The organism is Micromonospora sp. NBC_01739, assembly GCF_035920385.1.
Lineage (GTDB): Bacteria > Actinomycetota > Actinomycetes > Mycobacteriales > Micromonosporaceae > Micromonospora.
This window is the reverse complement of record NZ_CP109151.1, coordinates 5,506,120-5,524,500: the sequence shown is the minus strand read 5'-3', so window position 1 is coordinate 5,524,500 and position 18,381 is coordinate 5,506,120. Positions and strand designations below refer to the sequence as shown.

17 protein-coding genes and 1 pseudogene are annotated in these 18,381 nt (G+C 70.6%); 12 read left to right on the top strand and 6 right to left on the bottom strand.

Annotated elements, in window-relative coordinates; genetic code table 11:
- Nucleotides 1-16: 16 nt before the first annotated feature.
- Nucleotides 17-784 (bottom strand): phosphoglyceromutase, encoded by a 768-nt coding sequence (locus OIE53_RS25045; RefSeq protein ID WP_327023925.1) that lies wholly within the window; start codon nt 782-784, stop codon nt 17-19.
- 148 nt (nt 785-932) lie between these two features.
- Between OIE53_RS25045 and OIE53_RS25040 the strand changes: the two genes are divergently transcribed.
- A complete protein-coding gene (locus OIE53_RS25040; RefSeq protein ID WP_327023924.1) occupies nt 933-2,207 on the top strand; it encodes an MDR family MFS transporter in 1,275 nt (424 codons plus the stop codon).
- Between the two features lie 370 nt (nt 2,208-2,577).
- Here OIE53_RS25040 and OIE53_RS28545 read toward each other — a convergent pair.
- The 3 genes and pseudogenes from OIE53_RS28545 to mshA form a co-directional block, all read right to left on the bottom strand.
- Nucleotides 2,578-2,982 (bottom strand): annotated as a pseudogene (locus OIE53_RS28545) (hypothetical protein); the annotation flags it as partial.
- Between the two features lie 843 nt (nt 2,983-3,825).
- The gene (locus OIE53_RS25030) at nt 3,826-4,377 is read right to left on the bottom strand and encodes a YbjN domain-containing protein (RefSeq protein ID WP_327023923.1); all 552 of its coding nucleotides are present in this window, start codon (nt 4,375-4,377) and stop codon (nt 3,826-3,828) included.
- A 60-nt stretch (nt 4,378-4,437) separates the two neighbouring features.
- The gene (gene mshA, locus OIE53_RS25025; RefSeq protein WP_327023922.1) at nt 4,438-5,784 is read right to left on the bottom strand and encodes a D-inositol-3-phosphate glycosyltransferase; all 1,347 of its coding nucleotides are present in this window, start codon (nt 5,782-5,784) and stop codon (nt 4,438-4,440) included.
- Between the two features lie 185 nt (nt 5,785-5,969).
- On the opposite strand from mshA, the gene OIE53_RS25020 reads away from it, so the two are divergent.
- On the top strand, nt 5,970-6,740 hold the full coding sequence (locus OIE53_RS25020; protein WP_327023921.1) for an SDR family oxidoreductase: 771 nt from the start codon (nt 5,970-5,972) through the stop codon (nt 6,738-6,740).
- Nucleotides 6,741-6,750: 10 nt separating this feature from the next.
- Nucleotides 6,751-7,563, top strand: a complete 813-nt coding sequence (locus OIE53_RS25015; protein ID WP_327023920.1) for a class I SAM-dependent methyltransferase — start codon at nt 6,751-6,753, stop codon at nt 7,561-7,563.
- Nucleotides 7,564-7,591: 28 nt separating this feature from the next.
- On the opposite strand, the gene OIE53_RS25010 is transcribed toward OIE53_RS25015, so the two are convergent.
- Complete coding sequence (locus OIE53_RS25010) at nt 7,592-8,674, bottom strand: UDP-N-acetylmuramate dehydrogenase (protein WP_327023919.1); 1,083 nt, start codon at nt 8,672-8,674, stop codon at nt 7,592-7,594.
- A gap of 70 nt (nt 8,675-8,744) precedes the next feature.
- Between OIE53_RS25010 and OIE53_RS25005 the strand changes: the two genes are divergently transcribed.
- The 8 genes from OIE53_RS25005 (at nt 8,745) to OIE53_RS24970 (ending at nt 16,500) form a co-directional block, all read left to right on the top strand.
- Nucleotides 8,745-9,509 carry a maleylpyruvate isomerase family mycothiol-dependent enzyme gene (locus tag OIE53_RS25005; protein WP_327023918.1) on the top strand — a complete coding sequence of 255 codons (765 nt, stop codon included), beginning with the start codon at nt 8,745-8,747 and terminating at the stop codon, nt 9,507-9,509.
- A gap of 222 nt (nt 9,510-9,731) precedes the next feature.
- A complete protein-coding gene (locus tag OIE53_RS25000) occupies nt 9,732-11,036 on the top strand; it encodes an ABC transporter substrate-binding protein (RefSeq protein ID WP_327023917.1) in 1,305 nt (434 codons plus the stop codon).
- 115 nt (nt 11,037-11,151) lie between these two features.
- On the top strand, nt 11,152-12,159 hold the full coding sequence (locus OIE53_RS24995) for a carbohydrate ABC transporter permease (RefSeq protein WP_327023916.1): 1,008 nt from the start codon (nt 11,152-11,154) through the stop codon (nt 12,157-12,159).
- Nucleotides 12,156-12,989: a carbohydrate ABC transporter permease gene (locus OIE53_RS24990; protein ID WP_327023915.1), complete on the top strand. Its 834-nt coding sequence runs from the start codon at nt 12,156-12,158 to the stop codon at nt 12,987-12,989. The genes OIE53_RS24995 and OIE53_RS24990 overlap by 4 nt, the downstream gene beginning before the upstream one ends.
- Nucleotides 12,986-14,359, top strand: coding sequence for a GH1 family beta-glucosidase (locus OIE53_RS24985; protein ID WP_327023914.1), 1,374 nt, complete (start codon nt 12,986-12,988; stop codon nt 14,357-14,359). The genes OIE53_RS24990 and OIE53_RS24985 overlap by 4 nt, the downstream gene beginning before the upstream one ends.
- Nucleotides 14,360-14,378: 19 nt before the next feature.
- On the top strand, nt 14,379-15,386 hold the full coding sequence (locus tag OIE53_RS24980; protein WP_327023913.1) for a LacI family DNA-binding transcriptional regulator: 1,008 nt from the start codon (nt 14,379-14,381) through the stop codon (nt 15,384-15,386).
- 106 nt (nt 15,387-15,492) lie between these two features.
- Nucleotides 15,493-15,903 (top strand): RidA family protein, encoded by a 411-nt coding sequence (locus tag OIE53_RS24975; RefSeq protein ID WP_327023912.1) that lies wholly within the window; start codon nt 15,493-15,495, stop codon nt 15,901-15,903.
- 72 nt (nt 15,904-15,975) lie between these two features.
- On the top strand, nt 15,976-16,500 hold the full coding sequence (locus OIE53_RS24970; RefSeq protein ID WP_327023911.1) for a hypothetical protein: 525 nt from the start codon (nt 15,976-15,978) through the stop codon (nt 16,498-16,500).
- 31 nt (nt 16,501-16,531) lie between these two features.
- On the opposite strand, the gene OIE53_RS24965 is transcribed toward OIE53_RS24970, so the two are convergent.
- Nucleotides 16,532-17,308: an EI24 domain-containing protein gene (locus OIE53_RS24965; RefSeq protein WP_327027404.1), complete on the bottom strand. Its 777-nt coding sequence runs from the start codon at nt 17,306-17,308 to the stop codon at nt 16,532-16,534.
- Between the two features lie 162 nt (nt 17,309-17,470).
- Between OIE53_RS24965 and OIE53_RS24960 the strand changes: the two genes are divergently transcribed.
- A complete protein-coding gene (locus tag OIE53_RS24960; RefSeq protein WP_327023910.1) occupies nt 17,471-18,379 on the top strand; it encodes an ABC transporter ATP-binding protein in 909 nt (302 codons plus the stop codon).
- Nucleotides 18,380-18,381: the final 2 nt, after the last annotated feature.

Below are 18,381 nucleotides of genomic sequence, written 5' to 3'. Positions count from 1 at the left end.
TTAACAACGGAAAAGCTCAGCGGCCCTGGTTGGCCACCGCGGCGGCGGCCGCCTTGGCCGCCTCCGGGTCCAGGTAGGTGCCGCCGAGGGTCTGCGGACGCAGCTGCGGGTCGAGGTCGTAGCGCAGCGGAATCCCGGTGGGGATGTTCAGCTTGGCGATCGCCTCGTCGCTGATCTGGTCCAGGTGCTTGACCAGGGCGCGCAGCGAGTTGCCGTGCGCCGCCACCAGCACCGTCCGACCGGCCAGGATGTCCGGCACGATCGAGTCGTACCAGTACGGCAGCATCCGCTCGACGACGTCCTTGAGGCACTCCGTACGGGGCATCAGCTCGGTCGGCAGCAGCGCGTACCGCGGGTCGCCCACCTGAGACCACTCGTCATCGTCGGCGATGGGTGGGGGCGGGGTGTCATACGAACGGCGCCAGAGCATGAACTGCTCCTCGCCGTACTCCTCCAGGGTCTGCTTCTTGTTCTTGCCCTGCAGGGCGCCGTAGTGCCGCTCGTTGAGCCGCCACGACCGACGCACCGCGATCCAGTGCCGGTCGGCGGCGTTCAACGCCAGTTCGGCGGTACGGATGGCGCGGCGCATCACGCTGGTGTGCACCACGTCCGGCAGCAGGTCGTGTTCGCGCAGCAGCTCGCCGCCGCGGCGCGCCTCGTTCTCGCCCTTCTCGGTCAGGTCCACATCGACCCAGCCGGTGAAGAGGTTCTTGGCGTTCCAGTCGCTCTCGCCGTGCCGCAACAGGACCAGCGTCCCGACGGTGGGTCCCTCGCTCGCTGTCATGCCGATCATCCTGCCGTAACCCGGGAACGTACGCGCGGGAAGGGTCGTGACGACCACCACGTGGAAAACCGGATGACCTTGCTTCCGGAGCGCCACTAGGTTGTAAGGGTTGTCTGGTTCATCACTCATTACGGACGGGGGCGCCGGCGTGCGTGCGGCAAAGGGCTGGCTCCAGGAGACCACCGGTGGTCTGCCGAAGATCTTCTGGTACCTGTGGACCGGCACCCTGATCAACCGGCTCGGCTCCTTCGTCCTCGTCTTCCTGGCGATCTACCTGACCCAGGAACGCGGATTCTCCGCCTCCCAGGCCGGGGTCGTGCTGGGTCTCTGGGGAGCCGGTGGTGCGGTCGGCGCCACCGTCGGCGGCACCCTCAGCGACCGGTGGGGACGGCGACCCACCCTGCTCACCGCCCACCTGGGCGGCGCGGTGATGATGCTGGCGCTGGGCTTCGCCCACGAACTCTGGGCGGTCGGGCTGGGTGCCCTGCTGCTGGGCCTGTTCGCCGAGGCGGCCCGACCGGCCTTCGGGGCGATGATGATCGACGTCGTGCCCGAACGGGATCGACTGCGGGCCTTCTCGCTCAACTACTGGGCGATCAACCTGGGCTTCGCCTGCGCCGCGGTGCTCGCCGGCTTCGCCGCCCAGGCCGGCTACCTGCTGCTGTTCGTGATCAACGCGGCCACCACACTGGTCACCGCCGTGATCATCTTCATCAAGGTGCGGGAGACCCGGACCATCACGGTCAGCACCCGAGCCAGCGCCGCCCCGGTGAACGCCTTCCGCGCCATCCTGAACGACCGGGTCTACCTGTGGTTCGTGGGGTTGAACCTGCTCGGCGCGCTGGTCTTCCTCCAGCACATCTCGATGCTGCCGATCGCGATGGCCGACTCCGGACTGAGCCCGGCCACCTACGGCTCGGTGATCGCGCTCAACGGGGTCCTGATCGTGGTCGGCCAACTCTTCATCCCCCGACTGATCCGGGGGCGCAGCCGGTCACACGTCCTGGCCCTGGCGGCGGTGGTGATGGGCCTCGGCTTCGGCCTGACCGCCTTCGCCGACGCGGCCTGGTTCTACGGGCTGACGGTGTTGATCTGGACCGTCGGCGAGATGCTCAACTCACCCTCCAACGCCACCCTCATCGCCGAGTTGTCCCCGAGTGAACTGCGGGGCCGCTACCAGGGCGCCTTCTCCCTCTCCTGGCAGTTGGCCGGCGCCATCGCACCCATCCTCGGCGGTCTGGTGCGGGAACAGGCCGGCAACGCCGCGCTGTGGTTCGGCTGCGCCGGCATCGGCCTGGTGATGGCGGTGGCCCACCTGGTGTCCGGGCCGGCCCGGGAACGGCGGGCCCTGGCCCTGCGTACCGCCGGGGCCCCGTCCGCGCCGCTGAAGACGGCTGAGCCGGTCGGTCCCAGCGGCGGTTAGTCGCGGGCGACGCGATGTGCCCGGTGCGTGGGCACCGGGCACATCGTCGATCGTTACGACCGGCGGCGGCGGGCGGCACTCACCCCCGTAAGCGACGCCCGCTCGCGCCGCCGGTCCAAACAGGTGGACACCGTCCCCCAACGGTGTTGCTCCACCCGTCCTCCAACACCTCGCCTGGTGCACAGATCTGCGCGATCTGCCGCTCCCCCGAACGGTTCCAAGCGTGGTGCGGTGCAATAACGCTAGTTCGCCCCGTGGGCCGGATTCAACCTGATGGGCTGTCTCGCCCGTCACAGCGAACCTGCCCCCTCCGACGGGCTGGTCCTTCCCGGCCAACAGCGCATACCCGGCCGGGATTCCCGCAAACCTGCTATCCGTCCTCCCGATCGGGTGACTCCGTACGGAAGAAATTGCTCTGCCGACCGTCCCGCAGCTGCTCCTGGTAGATCAAGTTCAGCCGCCGCAGGTCGAAGGTGTGGAACCAGTCATCCCAGCTGATCTCGCGGATCCGGCCGCCCTCCCGGTAACCCGGGATGTTGAAGGTCAGCACCCCGACCCGGCCCTCCCGTTCGGTGCCGCTGATCGTGGCCGGCTTGGCCCCCCGCTCCCGGGCCCACCGCTGAATCACCTCATGGTTGGTGGTGACCAGGCTCCGGCCCGGACGCTCCGGCCGGTCCTGCAACGAGGAGATCACCTGCGAGGACCGGGCGGAACGGGTCGTCGACCGGCCGGTCCGCACCCCACCACCGGCCGATGCCGACTTCGCCGCGGCGCGGGTCGGGGCCGTCCTCGCTGTGGCACGGGCTGCTGTCGTCTTCGCCGCGCTGCGGGACGGTGTTGTCTTCGCTGTGGTGCGGGCCGGCGCCGTCTTCCGCGCGGGGCGGGTTGATGCCTGGGTGGTCGCGCGGGTCGTCGTACCCGCCTTGGTGGCGGCCTTGCGGGCCGGCATCGACTTGCGGGCAGCGGTGGCCTTCGCCGCCGGGGTCGTCTTGCGCGGGGCAGCCTTCCGGGCCCCGGCGGTGGTCGTCGTCGTCCCCGCAGTGCCGGCCCTACGCGCCGCCGCAGTCGCGCTGCCGGCCTTGCGGGCGGTCGCCGTCGACTTGCGGGCGGTGGCGGTCTGTCGGGTGGTGCCGGTTGCCGATGCTGTCCGCGCCGGGCCGGTCCGCTTGGCGGGCGTGGCCTTCGCCCGGCCCGCGGTGGTACGGGTCTGCTTCGTGCCGGCACTCTTCGTGGTGCTGGCCCGGCCGGCCGGTCCACTGCTGCCCCGCGCCGCCCCACCCGACCGGAGGGTACTGGCGAGCCTCTTCACCAGTTCCGGCTTACGCAGGGCGGAGATGCCGGAGACCCCGTACCGACGCAACTGGCCCCGGATGTCGTCCACCCGCATCCGGGAGATCTCCGATTCGGAGATCCGTGGTGTGTTCGGGGTCTGGTTGCCGGTCTGTCGTTTGGTCCTGGTCGCGGTCCCGCCGCGACCAGTGCTGCTTCGCTGAGCCATGGACGCTCACGCTCCTCGACACTGGAGTCTCGGCGCACGGCGGGTCCCAAAGCCGCACCGCGCGCTGCGGCTTACCCAGCAGAACCCCGCTAAACCACGAATCGGGTACGACAGTCCCGGTCAGGTCCGGTTCGGACCCCTCCCCCCGCCGTCGCCGGCAGTCTCGGCGGGTTCGGTGCCGGTGGTCTTCGAGGGCTCGAAGAGATGGGCGAAGGCCGCCAGGTTGGCGGTCGATTCGCCCCGCTTGACCCGCCACTCCCACTCGCGGCGGATGGAACTGCCAAAGCCGATCTCCAGCATGGTGTCGAAGGACTCGTCGGCGTAGCTGAGCACCGCGCCGAGCAGCCGGTCCAGCTCGTCGGCGTCGACTCCGGCGGGGTTGACCCGGCCGGTCAGGTAGATGTCGCCGACCGCGTCGATGGAGAACGACACCGCGTACATCCGGGCGTTGCGCTGCAACAGCCAGGCCCAGAGTTCCTCACGCCGCTCGTCCGGCTGGCGCATCACGAACGCCTCGATCCGCAGCGCGTGCTCACCGACGATCAGGTTGCAGATCGTCTTGAGCTTGTGCGTACCGGGCAGGGTCACCGCGTACGAGCCGGGACCGGTAACCGCGCAGGGCAGTTCCCGTTCGGCGCAGACCGACTCGATCAGGGCACCCAGGTCACTCATCCGATCAACTCTACGGCCGCCCGGACGGCACCGCCCGTCGCCGGGCCCCGCACTGACGCCTCAGCAGGAGGCCGCCAGGGCGGAGGTCAGGCGGGCGCGGTGGGTCACCAGGGCCTCACCGTAGACGGCTAGCAGGCCCTCCGCGGTGCGGTGCCAGGAGAAGTTGCGGGCATGCTGGGCGGCACCGACCGCCAGGCGCGCTCGGCGGGCTCGGTCCGGCAGCAGACCCGCCAGGGTGTGCGCCCAGTCGACCGGATCATGGCTATCCACCAGCACCCCGCTGACCTGGTCCCGTACCGCGGTCACCAGGCCGCCGACGGCGGCGGCCACCACCGGGGTACCGCAGGCCTGGGCCTCCAGGGCGACCAAGCCGAAGGATTCGTTGTACGAGGGCACCGCCACCAGGTCGGCCGCCTGGTACAGCAGGGGCAACTCGGCCCCGGTACGCGGTGGCATGAAGTGCACCCGGTCGGCGACACCGAGGGAGGCGGCCAACTCGATCAGGGCGGTGGGCCGGTCGAGTCCGCTGCCGCTGGGCCCACCGCAGATCACCACGGAGACCTCGCGGGCCAGCGCGGGATCCTGCTGGCGCAGTGCCGCGATCGCCCGGATCAGCACGTCCGGGGCCTTCAGGGGCTGGATCCGGCCCACGAAGGCCACCAGGTGACCGGTGGTGGGCAGGCCCAGCCGGGCCCGGGCGGTACGGGTGGCGGCGTCCCGGTCACCGGCCGGTGGGCGGAAGCGGTCCAGGTCCACCCCGGGCTCGACCACGGCCACCCGGGTCGGGTCGGCCGCGTACCGGTCGATCAGGTCCTCGGCTTCCACCCGGGTGTTCGCCACCAGCCGGTCGGCCTCGGCGACCACCTGTTCCTCGCCGATCACCCGGGCCTTGGGTTCGGGCCGGTCCCCGGCGGCCAGCTGGGCGTTCTTGACCTTGGCCAGGGTGTGCGCGGTGTGCACCAGCGGCACCCCCCAGCGGTCCTTGGCCAGCCAGGCGACCTGGCCGGAAAGCCAGTAGTGGGAGTGGATGAGGTCGTAGTAGCCCGGCGGGCGGGCGGCCTCGGCCCGCAGTACCCCGGCGGTGAAGGCGCAGAGCTGACCGGGCAGTTCCTCCTTGGTCAGCCCCTCCAGCGGACCGGCCATCACATGCCGGACGTGCACCCCGGGGACGACCTCCACCACCGGGGGCAGGTCACCCGAGGTGGCGCGGGTGAAGATCTCCACCTCCACGTCGGCCTCGGCCAACCGCCGGGCGATTTCCAGGATGTAGACGTTCATGCCGCCCGCGTCCCCGGTGCCGGGCTGGTGCAGGGGCGAGGTGTGCACCGAGAGGGTTGCGATCCGTCGAGGGCGCGGCCACGGCAGGGCACCTCGCTGACGACCGACACCGGTGTGCAAATCCGCCACTTCTGCTCCCTAAGCCAGGGTTGATGCCGTACTGCACGACCGACGTGCCTCTGCGTCAACCTCCGCGCCAGATGCCATCTTCCCGATCGGCGGCTGGTAATACGTCGCCCAGGGGCCACCGGCGTGATCGACCTCATCGCGGGGGTAGCCGGGCCCGCCCCCTGGACAGGGGCGAGAATGACCGGATGAGTCGTGTCGCCATCGTCACCGGGGCTTCCAGCGGGATCGGGGCCGCCACCGCACGCCGACTGGCCGGCGAGGGATTTCACGTGCTGGCCGCCGCCCGGCGTACCGACCGGTTGGCCGACCTGGTCGCCGGGATCACCGCCGCAGGTGGCAGCGCCACCGCGGTGGCCTGTGACGTCACCTCGGACGAGTCCGTGGCGGCCCTGGCCCGGGCCGCGCAGCAGGCGCCCGGGCCGGTCACCCTGCTGGTCAACAACGCCGGTGGGGCACGCGGCATGGACCCCGTGGAAGCCGGGTCGGTCGGCGACTGGCAATGGATGTACGACGTGAACGTGCTGGGCACCCTGCGGGTGACCCAGGCGTTGCTGCCCACACTGGAGTCCTCTGGCGCCGGCACGATCGTCATCGTCTCCTCGACCGCCGGCTTCACGGTGTACGAGGGCGGTGGCGGTTACACCGCCGCCAAGCACGCGCAGACCGCGATCGCCGGCACCCTGCGGCTGGAGTTGTGCGGCCGACCGGTCCGGGTGATCGAGATCGACCCGGGCATGGTGAAGACCGACGAGTTCTCCCTGGTCCGCTTCGGCGGTGACAGCGATCGGGCGGAGTCGGTGTACGCCGGGGTGGCCGAGCCCCTGGTCGCCGAGGATGTGGCCGACTGCATCGCCTGGTGCGCCACCCGACCCCAGCATGTGAATGTGGACCGGCTGGTGGTCCGTCCGTTGGCGCAGGCCGCCCAGCACAAGGTGCACCGCACGAGCGGAGCCTGAGGAAGGCGCCATGCCGACGCGGGCCTCCCGGCCGCTCGGGGTGATCACCCGGGGCACGACCAACCCGAACCGGCTCCGCCGGGTGGACAACTGGATCGTCGACACCTGCGGCGAGGTGCTGCGCGCCGCACCGGACCCCCTCGTGGTCGACCTCGGGTACGGCGCCAGCCCGGTGACCGTGGTGGAGCTACGCGCCCGGCTGGCCGCCGGGGTACGCCCGGACGTACGGGTGGTCGGGCTGGAGATCGACCCTGGCCGGGTGGCCGTCGCCCAGGCCGCCGCCGACCCACCTGGCCTGACCTTCGCCCGGGGCGGGTTCGAACTGGCCGGGCTGCGCCCGGTGCTGGTACGCGCCTTCAACGTGCTGCGGCAGTACGACGAAGCGGAGGTGGCCGGTGCCTGGGCCCGCCTCACCGCCGGGCTGGCGCCTGGCGGCCTGCTGGTCGAGGGCACCTGCGACGAGTTGGGGCGGCTGGCCTCCTGGGTGCTGCTCGATGCCACCGGCCCGCGCTCGCTGACCCTGGCGGCCCGGCTGTCCACCATGCAGTCCCCGGCCGAACTGGCCGAACGCCTGCCCAAGGCCCTGATCCACCGCAACATCCCCGGGGAACCCATCCACGCCCTGATCCGCGCCCTGGACGACGCTTGGCAGGCCGCCGCCGGCTACGCCCCGTACGGTCCCCGCCAGCGCTGGCTGCACACGGTGGCCGCCGTACGCGCCCAGGGCTGGCCCATCCTCCACCGCCCCCGCCGCTGGCGTCTGGGCGAACTGACCCTCCCCTGGCCCCCCATCGCCCCCAACACCCCACCCAAGGCCAGGTGATCAAGAGGGGGTGGGGTGGGCGAGCGGGTTAGAGGGTGCAGTTGATCAGGACGGGTTCGGGGTGGAGGGTCACCGCGAAGCGGGCCTGGACGCCGTCGCGGATCTCGCGGGCCAGGGTCAGCAGGGCCTCGGTGGTGGCGGTGCCGGTCTGGTTGGTCAGCGCCAGGGTGTGCTTGGCGGAGATGGCGACCCCCTCCGGGCCGGGGTAGCCCTTGCCGAAGCCGGCCTTGTCGATCAGCCAGGCGGCACTGACCTTGACCAGATCCCCGGCGCCCGGCCAGGCGGGCGGCTCACCCAGGTCGGCGGCGCGCTGCCGCAGCACCTCGTACCCGGCCGGGTCGAGGATCGGGTTGGTGAAGAAGGAGCCGACCGAACGGGTGTCCGGGTCCGAGGGGTCCAGCACCATCCCCTTGCCGGCCCGCAGGCCCAGCACGGTCTCCCGGGCCTGGGTCAGCGGCACCCGGTCACCGACCTCCACGCCGAGGGCGCGGGCCAGTTCGGCGTACCGGACCGGGCCGGACAGCGGCGAGCGGGCCAGCCGGAAGTCGACCCCGAGCACCACCCAGCGCTCGCTGTACTTGAAGATGCTGCCCCGGTACGCGAAGCCGCAGTCGGCCGCCGGCACCTGGCGGACCGTCCCGGCGGTGCGGTCGTACACCTGCACGCCGAGGATGGTCTCGGCGACCTCCTGCCCGTACGCCCCGACGTTCTGGATCGGGGTGGCCCCCGTGGAGCCGGGGATGCCGGACAGGCATTCCAGCCCGGACCAGCCGTTGCGCACCGTCGTGGCGACCAGGTCGTCCCAGGGCTCGCCGGCCTCCACCCGGATGGTCACGGTCCGCTCGTCCTCGGCCAGCACCCGCAGACCCCGGGATCGGACGAGCACCACCGTGCCCGGGAAACCGGCGTCGCCGATCACCACGTTGCTGCCCCCGGCAAGCAGCAGTACGCGCTCGCCGGCCTCGCGTACCTGAGTGACAATCTGGTCGGAAGTGGCGGCGGTGACGATCCGCGCGGCCGGTCCACCGAGGCACAATGTGGTGTATTGCGACAGATCACCCCGAATAGCGGGTTGGGCGGCGGCTGTCGGCTGGGCGTAGACGTCAGACACAGCTTTCACCCTAGGCTGATAGGCAGCCGCGGCACCCACTGGTGGCCGGGTCACCCCCGGGAGGATGGCGATGAGCAGAATGCACGGCTCCAAGGATTTCTGGATCGGCGCGCTCCGGGCGGAGGGCCCGGCGTTCGCCGCCGCGGTGGCCGAGGCCCCACCCGAGACACCGGTGCTCTCCTGCCCCGGCTGGACGGTGACCGACCTGGCCCTGCACCTCACCGGCATCTACCAGTGGGTACACACCGTGGCCGGCGCGGGCCGGACCACTGCGCCGGAGCAGCCCCGGCCGCAGCGCCCGGCGCCCGTCCCGGGGCTCACGGCCGCGCAACAGTGGCAGCAGGCGTACGACGACCTGATGGTCCTCTTCGACACCCTGGACCCGGAGGCCCCGGCCTGGAACTGGGCCCCCCAGCCGAAGAAGGCCGGCTTCTGGCCGCGCCGGATGGCGCACGAGACGGCGTTGCACCGCTGGGACGCCCAGCTCGCCATCGCCGCCGGTGAACCGATCGAGGCCAAGCTGGCGGCCGACGGGGTCAGCGAGGTGCTCGACACCTGGCTGCCGGCCGGTCGGCGCGCGGCGACAGGCCAGTGGCGCGGGGTGGTACGCCTCAGCGCGACCGACGCCGCGCAGGAGTGGTACCTGCGGCTACGCGGCGAGGGGGTGGCCCTGCTGGACACCGGCACCATTCTCGACCACGACGAGCACCACGCCCGGGTGCATGTCAGCGGCACCGCCAGCGACCTGCTGCTGGCCCTCTGGGGTCGGGTCAGCTTCGAATCCCTGACGGTGGGCGGCGACCCGACCCTGCTGGACGGAGTACGCACCGGCTGACCCATAGATCAACACCGTTTCGCCGGAATGGCGGTTACCTGACCTCCAGGTGACCGCCATTCCGCCGTAACGGCGAAAGCGGACCGCGGGGTCGTGGCCGTTCTGTGACCCGGGGCGAGAGAGCGCTCTCTTGACACCTCTCCACCGGGAGGCGCAGGCTACGTGAGAGCGCTCTCTCACCATTCCGCACCGCCACCCGGACCTGAGAGGGGTCACCAGACCATGGGCACCTTTTCCCGCCACCGCCTCGCGGCGGTGGCCCTGGCAACGATCGGTGCACTACTCGCCACCAGCGGCTGCGCCGGCGAGGACGCGGCCGACGACGGCCAGATAACCCTCACGGTCGACGTCTTCGGACAGCTCGGCTACGACCAGCTCTACCAGGAGTACATGGACGCCAACCCCGGGGTGAAGATCGTCGAACGGGGCACCGGCAGCAACCTCGACGAGTACTCGCCCCGGCTGACCCAGTGGCTGGCCGCCGGCAAGGGCGCCGGGGACATCGTCGCCATCGAAGAGGGTCTGATGGTCGAGTACAAGGCCAACCCGGACAACTTCGTCAACCTGCTGGACCACGGCGCCGGCGAACTCAAGGGCAACTTCCTGGAGTGGAAGTGGAACCAGGGACTGACCGCCGACGGGCAGAAGCTGATCGGGCTCGGCACCGACGTGGGCGGCATGGCGATGTGCTACCGCACGGACCTGTTCGCCAAGGCGGGGCTGCCCACCGAGCGTGACGAGGTCTCCAAGCTCTGGCCGACCTGGGAGGACTACATCGCGGTCGGCGAGCGGTTCAAGGCGGCGAACACCGGCGCCTCCTTCCTGGACGCGGCCACCAACACCTTCAACACCATCGTGTTGCAGACCGCCGGCAAGGCGCAGGGCTACCACTACTACGACACCAGCGACAACCTCGTGGTGGACAGCAACCCGGCGGTCAAGCAGGCCTGGGACACCACCATGAAGATCATCGGGGCGGGTCTGTCCGGCAAGTACGGCTCCTGGTCGGAGGAGTGGGTATCCGCCTTCAAGCAGGCCAAGTTCGCCACCATCGCCTGCCCGGCCTGGATGACCGGGGTGATCGAGGGCAACGCCGGCACGGAGGCCAGTGGCAAGTGGGACATCGCCCGGGTCCCCGGTGACGGCGGCAACTGGGGTGGCTCCCACCTGGCCGTGCCGGCCCAGGGCAAGCAGAAGGAAGAGGCGATCAAGCTGGTCAAGTTCCTGACCAGCCCGCAGGGGCAGATCGGTGCCTTCAAGGCCAAGGGCCCGCTGCCCTCCTCACCGCAGGCCCTGAACGACCCGGCGATCGCCGAGGCCACCAACGCGTACTTCTCCGGGGCCCCGATCGGGACGATCTTCGCCGAGGGCGCCAAGACCCTGAAGCCGGTCTACATGGGCCCGAAGAACCAGGCGGTCCGCACCGAGGTGGAGAACGCCGTCCGCACGGTCGAGCTGGGCCAGCGCACTCCCGAACAGGGCTGGCAGGACGCCGTCACCAACGCCAAGAAGGCTGCCGCCAAGTAACCGGCCCGACAGCCGCCACCCCCGCCGCCGATCCGGGCCCGCCACCTTCGCCGGGCGTACGCGATGACCGGCCGGATCGGCGCGGGGGTGGGGCGTGGAGAGGAGTCAACGGGTCATGGCGTTGCAGCTCGACGCGCGAGGGCCGACCGGGCCGGCACCGGGCCGATCCCGCCTGTCGCGGGCCGGCCGGCTGAGCCGGATCGACGCGAAATACTCGCCCTACCTGTACATCGCCCCGTTCTTCGTGGTCTTCGCGATCTTCGGGGCCTGGCCGCTCGCGTACACCTTCTGGGTTTCCCTGCACGACTGGGACCTGCTCGGCAGCGATCCCACCTTCATCGGGGTGGACAACTACACCCGGCTGCTGGCCGACGGCGACTTCTGGCACGCCGTGGTCAACACCCTGGGCATCTTCGTCATCAGTACGGTGCCCCAGTTGCTGCTGGCGCTCTGGCTGGCCAACCTGCTCAACCGGCAGCTGCGGATGCGTACCGGTTGGCGGATGGCCGTGCTGGTGCCCAATGTGACCTCCACGGCCGCGGTGGCGATCGTCTTCGGGGTGTTGTTCGGCCGCGAGTTCGGGATGGTCAACTGGCTGCTGGACCTGGTCGGCATCGACGGGATCGAGTGGAAGTCCAACCGGTTCGCCTCCTGGGTGGCCATCTCGGCCATGGTCGACTGGCGGTGGACCGGCTACAACGCCCTGATCTTCCTGGCCGCCATGCAGGCCATCCCCCGGGACCTGTACGAGGCCGCCGCGATCGACGGGGCGAACCGGGCCCGGCAGTTCTGGTCGGTCACCGTGCCGCTGCTCAAGCCGACGATCATCTTCTGCGTCATCATCTCCACCATCGGTGGGCTGCAACTGTTCACCGAACCCCGGTTGTTCCACTCCGGCACCAACCCCATCCGGGGTGGGCCGCTGCGCGAGTCGCAGACGATGACGATGTACATGTTCGAGAACGCCTTCGCGCCCTATTACAACTTCGGGTACGGCTCCGCGGTGGCCTGGCTGCTGTTCGCCCTGATCGCCATCGTCGCGGCGATCAACGTACTGATCATCCGCCGGGTCGGATCGGGGACCCGGCCACCCAGGGACGCCCGAAAGGGAGGCTTCCGATGAGTCGACTCTGGCGGGCCAGCCCGCTGACCTACGGCGCGTTGCTCGCCGCCGGATTCCTGTCGCTGTTTCCGATCTACTGGATGTTCGTGGTGGCCAGTCGCTCCAGCGACGCGATGGGGCAACTGCCCCCGCCGGTCACCCCCGGCGGCAACCTGGGCGCCAACATCTCCCGACTGTTCGCCAACACGGACGCGTACTTCCTGACCGGCCTGATCAACTCGGCGATCGTGGCGGCCACGGTCACCTTCTCGGTGGTCCTCTTCTCCTCCCTGGCCGGGTTCGCCTTCGCCAAGCTGCGGTTCCGGGGCAGCAACGCCCTGCTGATGGTCATCATCGCCACGATGATGGTGCCCACCCAGCTCGGCATCATCCCGCTGTACATGCTGATGACCAGGCTGAACCTCAACGACCGGCTGCCCGCGGTGATCCTGCCCGCCCTGGTCACCGGCTTCGGGGTGTTCATGATGCGGCAGTACGCCGGTCAGGCGATCAGCACCGAGCTGATCGAGGCGGCCCGGGTGGACGGCTGCGGCACCGCCCGGATCTACTGGAACGTGGTGCTGCCCGCGTTGCGGCCGGCCATCGCGGTGCTGGGCCTACTCACCTTCATGACCACCTGGAACGATTTCCTGTGGCCGTACGCGGTGCTCAATGATCCGGAGAATCCCACCGTGCAGTTGTCCCTGCGGGCCCTCTCCGACGGCTATTACCAGGACATGTCCCAGGTGTTCACCGGTACGGCAATCGCCACCCTGCCGCTGCTGCTGGTGTTCGTACTGTTCGGACGCCAGATCATCGGCGGAATCATGGAAGGTGCGGTCAAATCGTGAGTGGAATCCGGTTCCCGGAGAATTTCCTGTGGGGAGCGGCTACGGCCGCCTTTCAGATCGAGGGGGCGGCCCGCGACGACGGGCGCGGGGAGTCGATCTGGGACACCTTCTGCCGCACCCCGGGCAAGGTGTACGCCGGGCACACCGGTGACGTCGCCTGCGACCACTACCACCGGTACGCCGAGGACGTGGCGATGATGGCCGAGCTGGGTCTGCGGGCGTACCGGTTCTCGGTGGCCTGGCCCCGGATCCAGCCCGATGGCAGCGGCCCGGTCAACCCCCGTGGGCTGGACTTCTACGACCGGTTGACGGACACCCTGCTGAGCCGGGGCATCGACCCGATCGTCACCCTCTACCACTGGGACCTGCCGCAGAACCTGCAGGACCGGGGCGGGTGGACGGCGCGGGAGACCGCGGAGCACTTCGCGACCTACGCCGCCGCGGTGTACGCCCGGCTGGGGGACCGCATCAGCACCTGGACCACCCTCAACGAACCCTGGTGCTCGGCGTACCTGGGCTACGGCAACGGGGTGCACGCCCCGGGGGTGCAGGATCCGGGTGCCGCCTTCAGCGCCGTACACCATCTGCTGCTGGCGCACGGCCTGGCCACCCAGGCCCTGCGCGCGGGCGGCGCCGGGCGGGTCGGCATCACCCTCAACCCGGCCGACGTACGCCCGGCGGACGCGAACAGCGCCGCCGACGCCGAGGCGGTACGCCTGGTCGACGGCCTGCACAACCGGATCTTCCTGGATCCCCTGCTGGTCGGCGGCTACCCCGAGGATGTCCGCGAGCATGTGGCTCGGATCGTCGAGCCGGTGTTCGTCGCCGAGGGCGACGAGAAGATCATCGCGGCCCCGATCGACCTGCTGGGGATCAACTACTACGCCCCGACCTACGTCGCCGGGCGGTCGGACGGCGAGGGCGGGGGCGGCGCCTACCCGGGCACGGCGGGGGCGGTGGAGTTCCTGCCGCCGGTCGGGCCGCTCACCGACATGGGCTGGATGATCGAACCGGCCGGGCTGACCCGGCTGCTGGAACGCATCGCCACCGACTACCCCCCGGTGCCGCTGATGATCACCGAGAACGGGGCGGCCTTCCCGGACAAGGGCACCTCGGAGGCCACCAGCCCGGTGCACGACGAGGACCGGATCGCGTACCTGGACGGGCACCTGCGTGCCGCCCACGAGGCCATCGCCCGGGGAGTGGACCTGCGCGGCTATCTCGTATGGTCATTGCTGGACAACTTCGAGTGGGCCGAGGGGTACCGCAAGCGATTCGGAATCGTGCACGTCGACTACCTCACCCAACGGCGTACACCGAAGTCCAGCGCCCGGTGGTACCAGGAGGTGATCTCCCGGAACGGGCTGTGACGAGGCGGTGATCTCTCCGATGACGGGCGCACAACGGCCCACTCTGGAAGCGGTGGCACGGCGGGCCGGGGTGTCCCGAGCCACCGTGTCCCGGGTGGTGAACGGTTCCACCACGGTCGCCGAGCCGATCCGGGATGCGGTCCGCCAGGCGGTGGCCGAGTTGGGGTACGTGCCTAACCTGGCCGCCCGCACCCTGGTCACCCAGCGGACCGACTCGATCGCCCTGGTCATGCCGGAGGAGGCCACCCGGGTCTTCTCCGACGACCAGGTCTTTCCCGGCATCATCCGGGGGGCCGCCCAGGAGTTGGAGGCCGCCGACAAGCAGTTGGTGCTGATGCTGGCCGGCTCACCGGCCGGGCACGAACGGGTCGAGCGGTACACCACCGGCCGGCATGTCGACGGGGTGCTGTTCGCCTCCCTGCACGGTGCCGATCCGCTGCCCGCCCGGCTCGCCGCCCTGGGCATCCCGGTGGTGTGCAGCGGCCGACCCCTGGACGGCGCGGACGTGCCGTACGTCGACGTTGACCAGGTCGGCGGGGTCACCCAGGCGATCCGACACCTGATCGACAGGGGGCGCCGCCGGATCGCCACCATCGCCGGGCCGCAGGACATGGTCGCCGGCATCGAACGGCTGGCCGGCTACCGGGACACCATGGCCGCCGCCGGGTTGCCGCAGATGGTGGCGGTCGGCGACTTCACCCGGGAGTCCGGCGCGGCGGCGATGCGGGAACTGCTCACCAACCACCCCGACCTGGACGCCGTCTTCGCCGCCTCCGACCTGATGGCGCACGCCGCCCTGCGGGCGTTGCGCGAGGCCGGACGGCGGGTGCCGGAGGATGTCGCCGTGATCGGTTTCGACGACATCGAGACGGCCGCGTACACCGAACCTCCGCTGACCACCGTCCGCCAGCCGATAGTCGAACTCGGCCGACAGGGCACCCGACTGCTGCTCCGCCTGGCCGCCGGGGAACAGGTCGAACCGGCCCTCATCCTGCCCACCGAACTCATCATCCGCGACTCCGCCTGAGGTGTAAGGAAGGGCACCTTATTAACGCCTCAGGTAGAGCAAGGGCCCCCTATTAACAACCCTTATCGCGTGGCACCCGGCTCGGCGGGCGGCTAGCCTGCCCCACATGTCCCACCCGGTTCGCCTGCTGCCCGTTCCCGCGCTCACCGACGTCGCCCCGTACGCCTATCTGGCGACCGTGGAACCCGGCACCCGCCTGATCTTCACCGCCGGCGCCTGCCCGCTGGACGCCGAGGGCCGCACGGTCGCCCCCGGCGACTACGCGGCTCAGGCCCGGCAGGTGATGGCCAACCTGGAGACCGCCCTGGCCGCTGCCGGGGCCACCCTGGCCGACGTCGTCAAGAGCACGGTGTACGTGGCCTCCAGCCGCCAGGAGGACCTGGTCACGGTCTGGGAGGTGGTACGGGCGGCCTTCGGCGACCACGACGCCCCCAGCACCCTGCTGGGGGTGACCGTGCTCGGCTACTCCGGCCAACTCGTCGAGGTCGAGGCGATCGCCGCCCTCCCCGCCTCCTGACTTCTGGGTGCGTTTGTTGTCGTCAGGGGGACAACAAATGCACCCACACTGCGGTGCAATCGATCGGTGCGGATGCCGAGTGATGATGGGGATGCGGTGCAGTGGTTGCTGTTCGAGCAGTCGGGGATGTTGAGCTGGGCACAGGCAACCGCCGAACTGACTCCGGCGAAGGTACGGCACCTGCTGGCGACCGGCCGCTGGGGCCGGGTGTGTCGCGGCATCCTGCGCGCCGCGCCGCCCAGTGAGCCGTACCGCCAGGAGCAGCAGTGGTGGGCGGCGGTGCTGGCCGCCGGGCCGGGCGCGGTGCTCGCCGGGCTGGCGGCGGCGACGGCCGGTGGCCTGCGGGGCAGGTGGCGCTACCAGACCGTCGACGTGCTGGTCCCCCATCACCGACGGCAGGCCGACCTGTTGCGCCGCCTCCCGCTAGGCCTACCTGCGGTACGGGTACGACGGGTTCGGCACCTCCCGGACGAGGATGCACCCAGTCGCGCGGTGCAAGCCTGCGAGCGGGCAGGAACGGTCAGGCCAGGCCGACGCGGGCCGAGAAGGAGCGAGCCGCGGCGGCTCAGGGGGTGGCCTGGACCCGCTCGGCGGTGATGTCCCCCTCGACCAGGGTGATGTCCACGGGTCAGTCCTCCGTGACGGGTTGGCCGAGGGTGCGGCGGGCGAGCAGGGTGGCACCGGCGATCGCGGCCGGCATGAGCACCACCGCCCCGAGCGGGATCAGGAAGCAGACGAAGACCGCCATCCCGAAGCCCAGGGCGGTGGGGCGGTCGACCTTCAGCGCCGCCCGGCGCTCCCGCAGCCCCTTGCCCCGCCGGTAGAAGGGCGCGCCGACCAGTTCCACGGCCAGCAGCCAACCACCGACGGCGGCACCGATCACCGGTACCACGGTCTGGCCCAGCAGGGGGATGAACCCGGCCGCGAACAGCGGGATGCCGAACAGTGCCGCCAGGGCTACCAGCCGGATCGAGTCGATGAGGCTGCGCCGCAGGGAGGCCCAGAACGGCACCTCGACCGCGTCCGGCGCCCCGCCGTACCGCTGCTCCACCCGCTCGGAGATCTTCTCGTAGAAGGGGTCGCCGATGACCAGGGTGACGGCCGTGAAGGTGAGCACGGCTAGCAGGCCACCCAGACCGAGGATGGCCAGGCCGGCGATCACCCGGACCACCCGGCGGGTCGCCGTCGACCAGTCGTCGGCGAAGGGGGTCACCGCCGTGGCCAGGTCACCGACGAAGAAGACCAGGGCGGCGTACGCGGCCAGGAACAGCACGCCGGAGATCAGCGCCGGCACCACCCCGAGCAGCATCAGACCGGGATTGCGTACGTAGAGACCGATGCCACGCAGCAGGAACCCGGCCCCACCGGCGAACCGCCGTGCGGTGCTCGTGGCGGTGCCGGACATCTCGGAAACGTTCACGCGCTGAGCCTAGTCACCGGTCACCGCATCAACCGATTGACGGATCGTTCGGGTCAACCGGAGCCGGTGGAGATCATCTACGGCTGGTCGATCCCCCGCCGACCCGCTGCCGCGAGGCTGAACGGGTAGCCGAGGAGAGGGGTCGCGATGCCGGTGATCGAGGTGTCCCACCTGCACAAGCGGTACGGCGAGACGATGGCGGTGCAGGATGTGTCGTTCGACGTCGCGGCGGGCGAGATCTTCGGAATCCTCGGGCCCAACGGTGCGGGCAAGACCACCACTGTGGAGTGCGTGGCCGGGTTGCGCGTCCCCGACGGGGGCGAGGTGTCCATCCTCGGGCTGGACCCTCGCCGGGACGCCGCCCGCCTGCGCCAACTGGTGGGGGTGCAGCTACAGGAGAGCCAACTGCCGGATCGGCTCCGGGTTGCCGAGGCTTTGGACCTCTACGCCTCGTTCTACCGCGACCCCGCCGACCCGGCCGCCCTCATCGAGGAGTTGGGGCTGGGCGCCAAGCGCAACACCCCGTACGACAAGCTCTCCGGCGGCCAGAAGCAGCGGCTGTCCATCGCGCTGGCCCTGGTCGGCAACCCGAGGATCGCCATCCTGGACGAGTTGACCACCGGGCTGGATCCGCAGGCCCGCCGGGATACCTGGAGCCTGATCGAACGGATCCGGGATCGGGGGGTCACCATCGTGCTGGTCACCCACTTCATGGAGGAGGCCGAGCGACTCTGCGACCGGCTCGCCGTGATCGACAAGGGACGGGTGGTGGCCCTGGACAGCCCGGCCGGGCTGGTCTCGGCCGTGGCACCGGAACAACGCATCCGGTTCCGCCCCTCCGCACCGCTGGACGATCGTCTCCTGGCCGAGTTGCCGCAGGTGAACTCGGTGACCCGCAGCGGTGCCCAGGTGGTGGTGACCGGCACCGGCGAGGTGCTGCACGCGGTCACCTCCGTGCTGGCCCGTAACCAGATCATCGCCGCCGACCTGCGGCTGGAGCAGGCCACGTTGGACGACGCGTTCGTCGAGCTGACCGGGCACCGACTCACCGACTGAGG

Bases quoted from the DNA above. Each gene is read 5' to 3' on its own strand.
- OIE53_RS25045 (WP_327023925.1), bottom strand. From the start codon at position 784: ATGACAGCGAGCGAGGGACCCACCGTCGGGACGCTGGTCCTGTTGCGG.
- OIE53_RS25030 (WP_327023923.1), bottom strand. From the start codon at position 4,377: ATGAGTGACCTGGGTGCCCTGATCGAGTCGGTCTGCGCCGAACGGGAA.
- OIE53_RS25020 (WP_327023921.1), top strand. From the start codon at position 5,970: ATGAGTCGTGTCGCCATCGTCACCGGGGCTTCCAGCGGGATCGGGGCC.
- OIE53_RS25015 (WP_327023920.1), top strand. From the start codon at position 6,751: ATGCCGACGCGGGCCTCCCGGCCGCTCGGGGTGATCACCCGGGGCACG.
- OIE53_RS25005 (WP_327023918.1), top strand. From the start codon at position 8,745: ATGAGCAGAATGCACGGCTCCAAGGATTTCTGGATCGGCGCGCTCCGG.
- OIE53_RS25000 (WP_327023917.1), top strand. From the start codon at position 9,732: ATGGGCACCTTTTCCCGCCACCGCCTCGCGGCGGTGGCCCTGGCAACG.
- OIE53_RS24995 (WP_327023916.1), top strand. From the start codon at position 11,152: ATGGCGTTGCAGCTCGACGCGCGAGGGCCGACCGGGCCGGCACCGGGC.
- OIE53_RS24990 (WP_327023915.1), top strand. From the start codon at position 12,156: ATGAGTCGACTCTGGCGGGCCAGCCCGCTGACCTACGGCGCGTTGCTC.
- OIE53_RS24980 (WP_327023913.1), top strand. From the start codon at position 14,379: ATGACGGGCGCACAACGGCCCACTCTGGAAGCGGTGGCACGGCGGGCC.
- OIE53_RS24975 (WP_327023912.1), top strand. From the start codon at position 15,493: ATGTCCCACCCGGTTCGCCTGCTGCCCGTTCCCGCGCTCACCGACGTC.
- OIE53_RS24970 (WP_327023911.1), top strand. From the start codon at position 15,976: ATGCCGAGTGATGATGGGGATGCGGTGCAGTGGTTGCTGTTCGAGCAG.
- OIE53_RS24965 (WP_327027404.1), bottom strand. From the start codon at position 17,308: ATGTCCGGCACCGCCACGAGCACCGCACGGCGGTTCGCCGGTGGGGCC.
- OIE53_RS24960 (WP_327023910.1), top strand. From the start codon at position 17,471: ATGCCGGTGATCGAGGTGTCCCACCTGCACAAGCGGTACGGCGAGACG.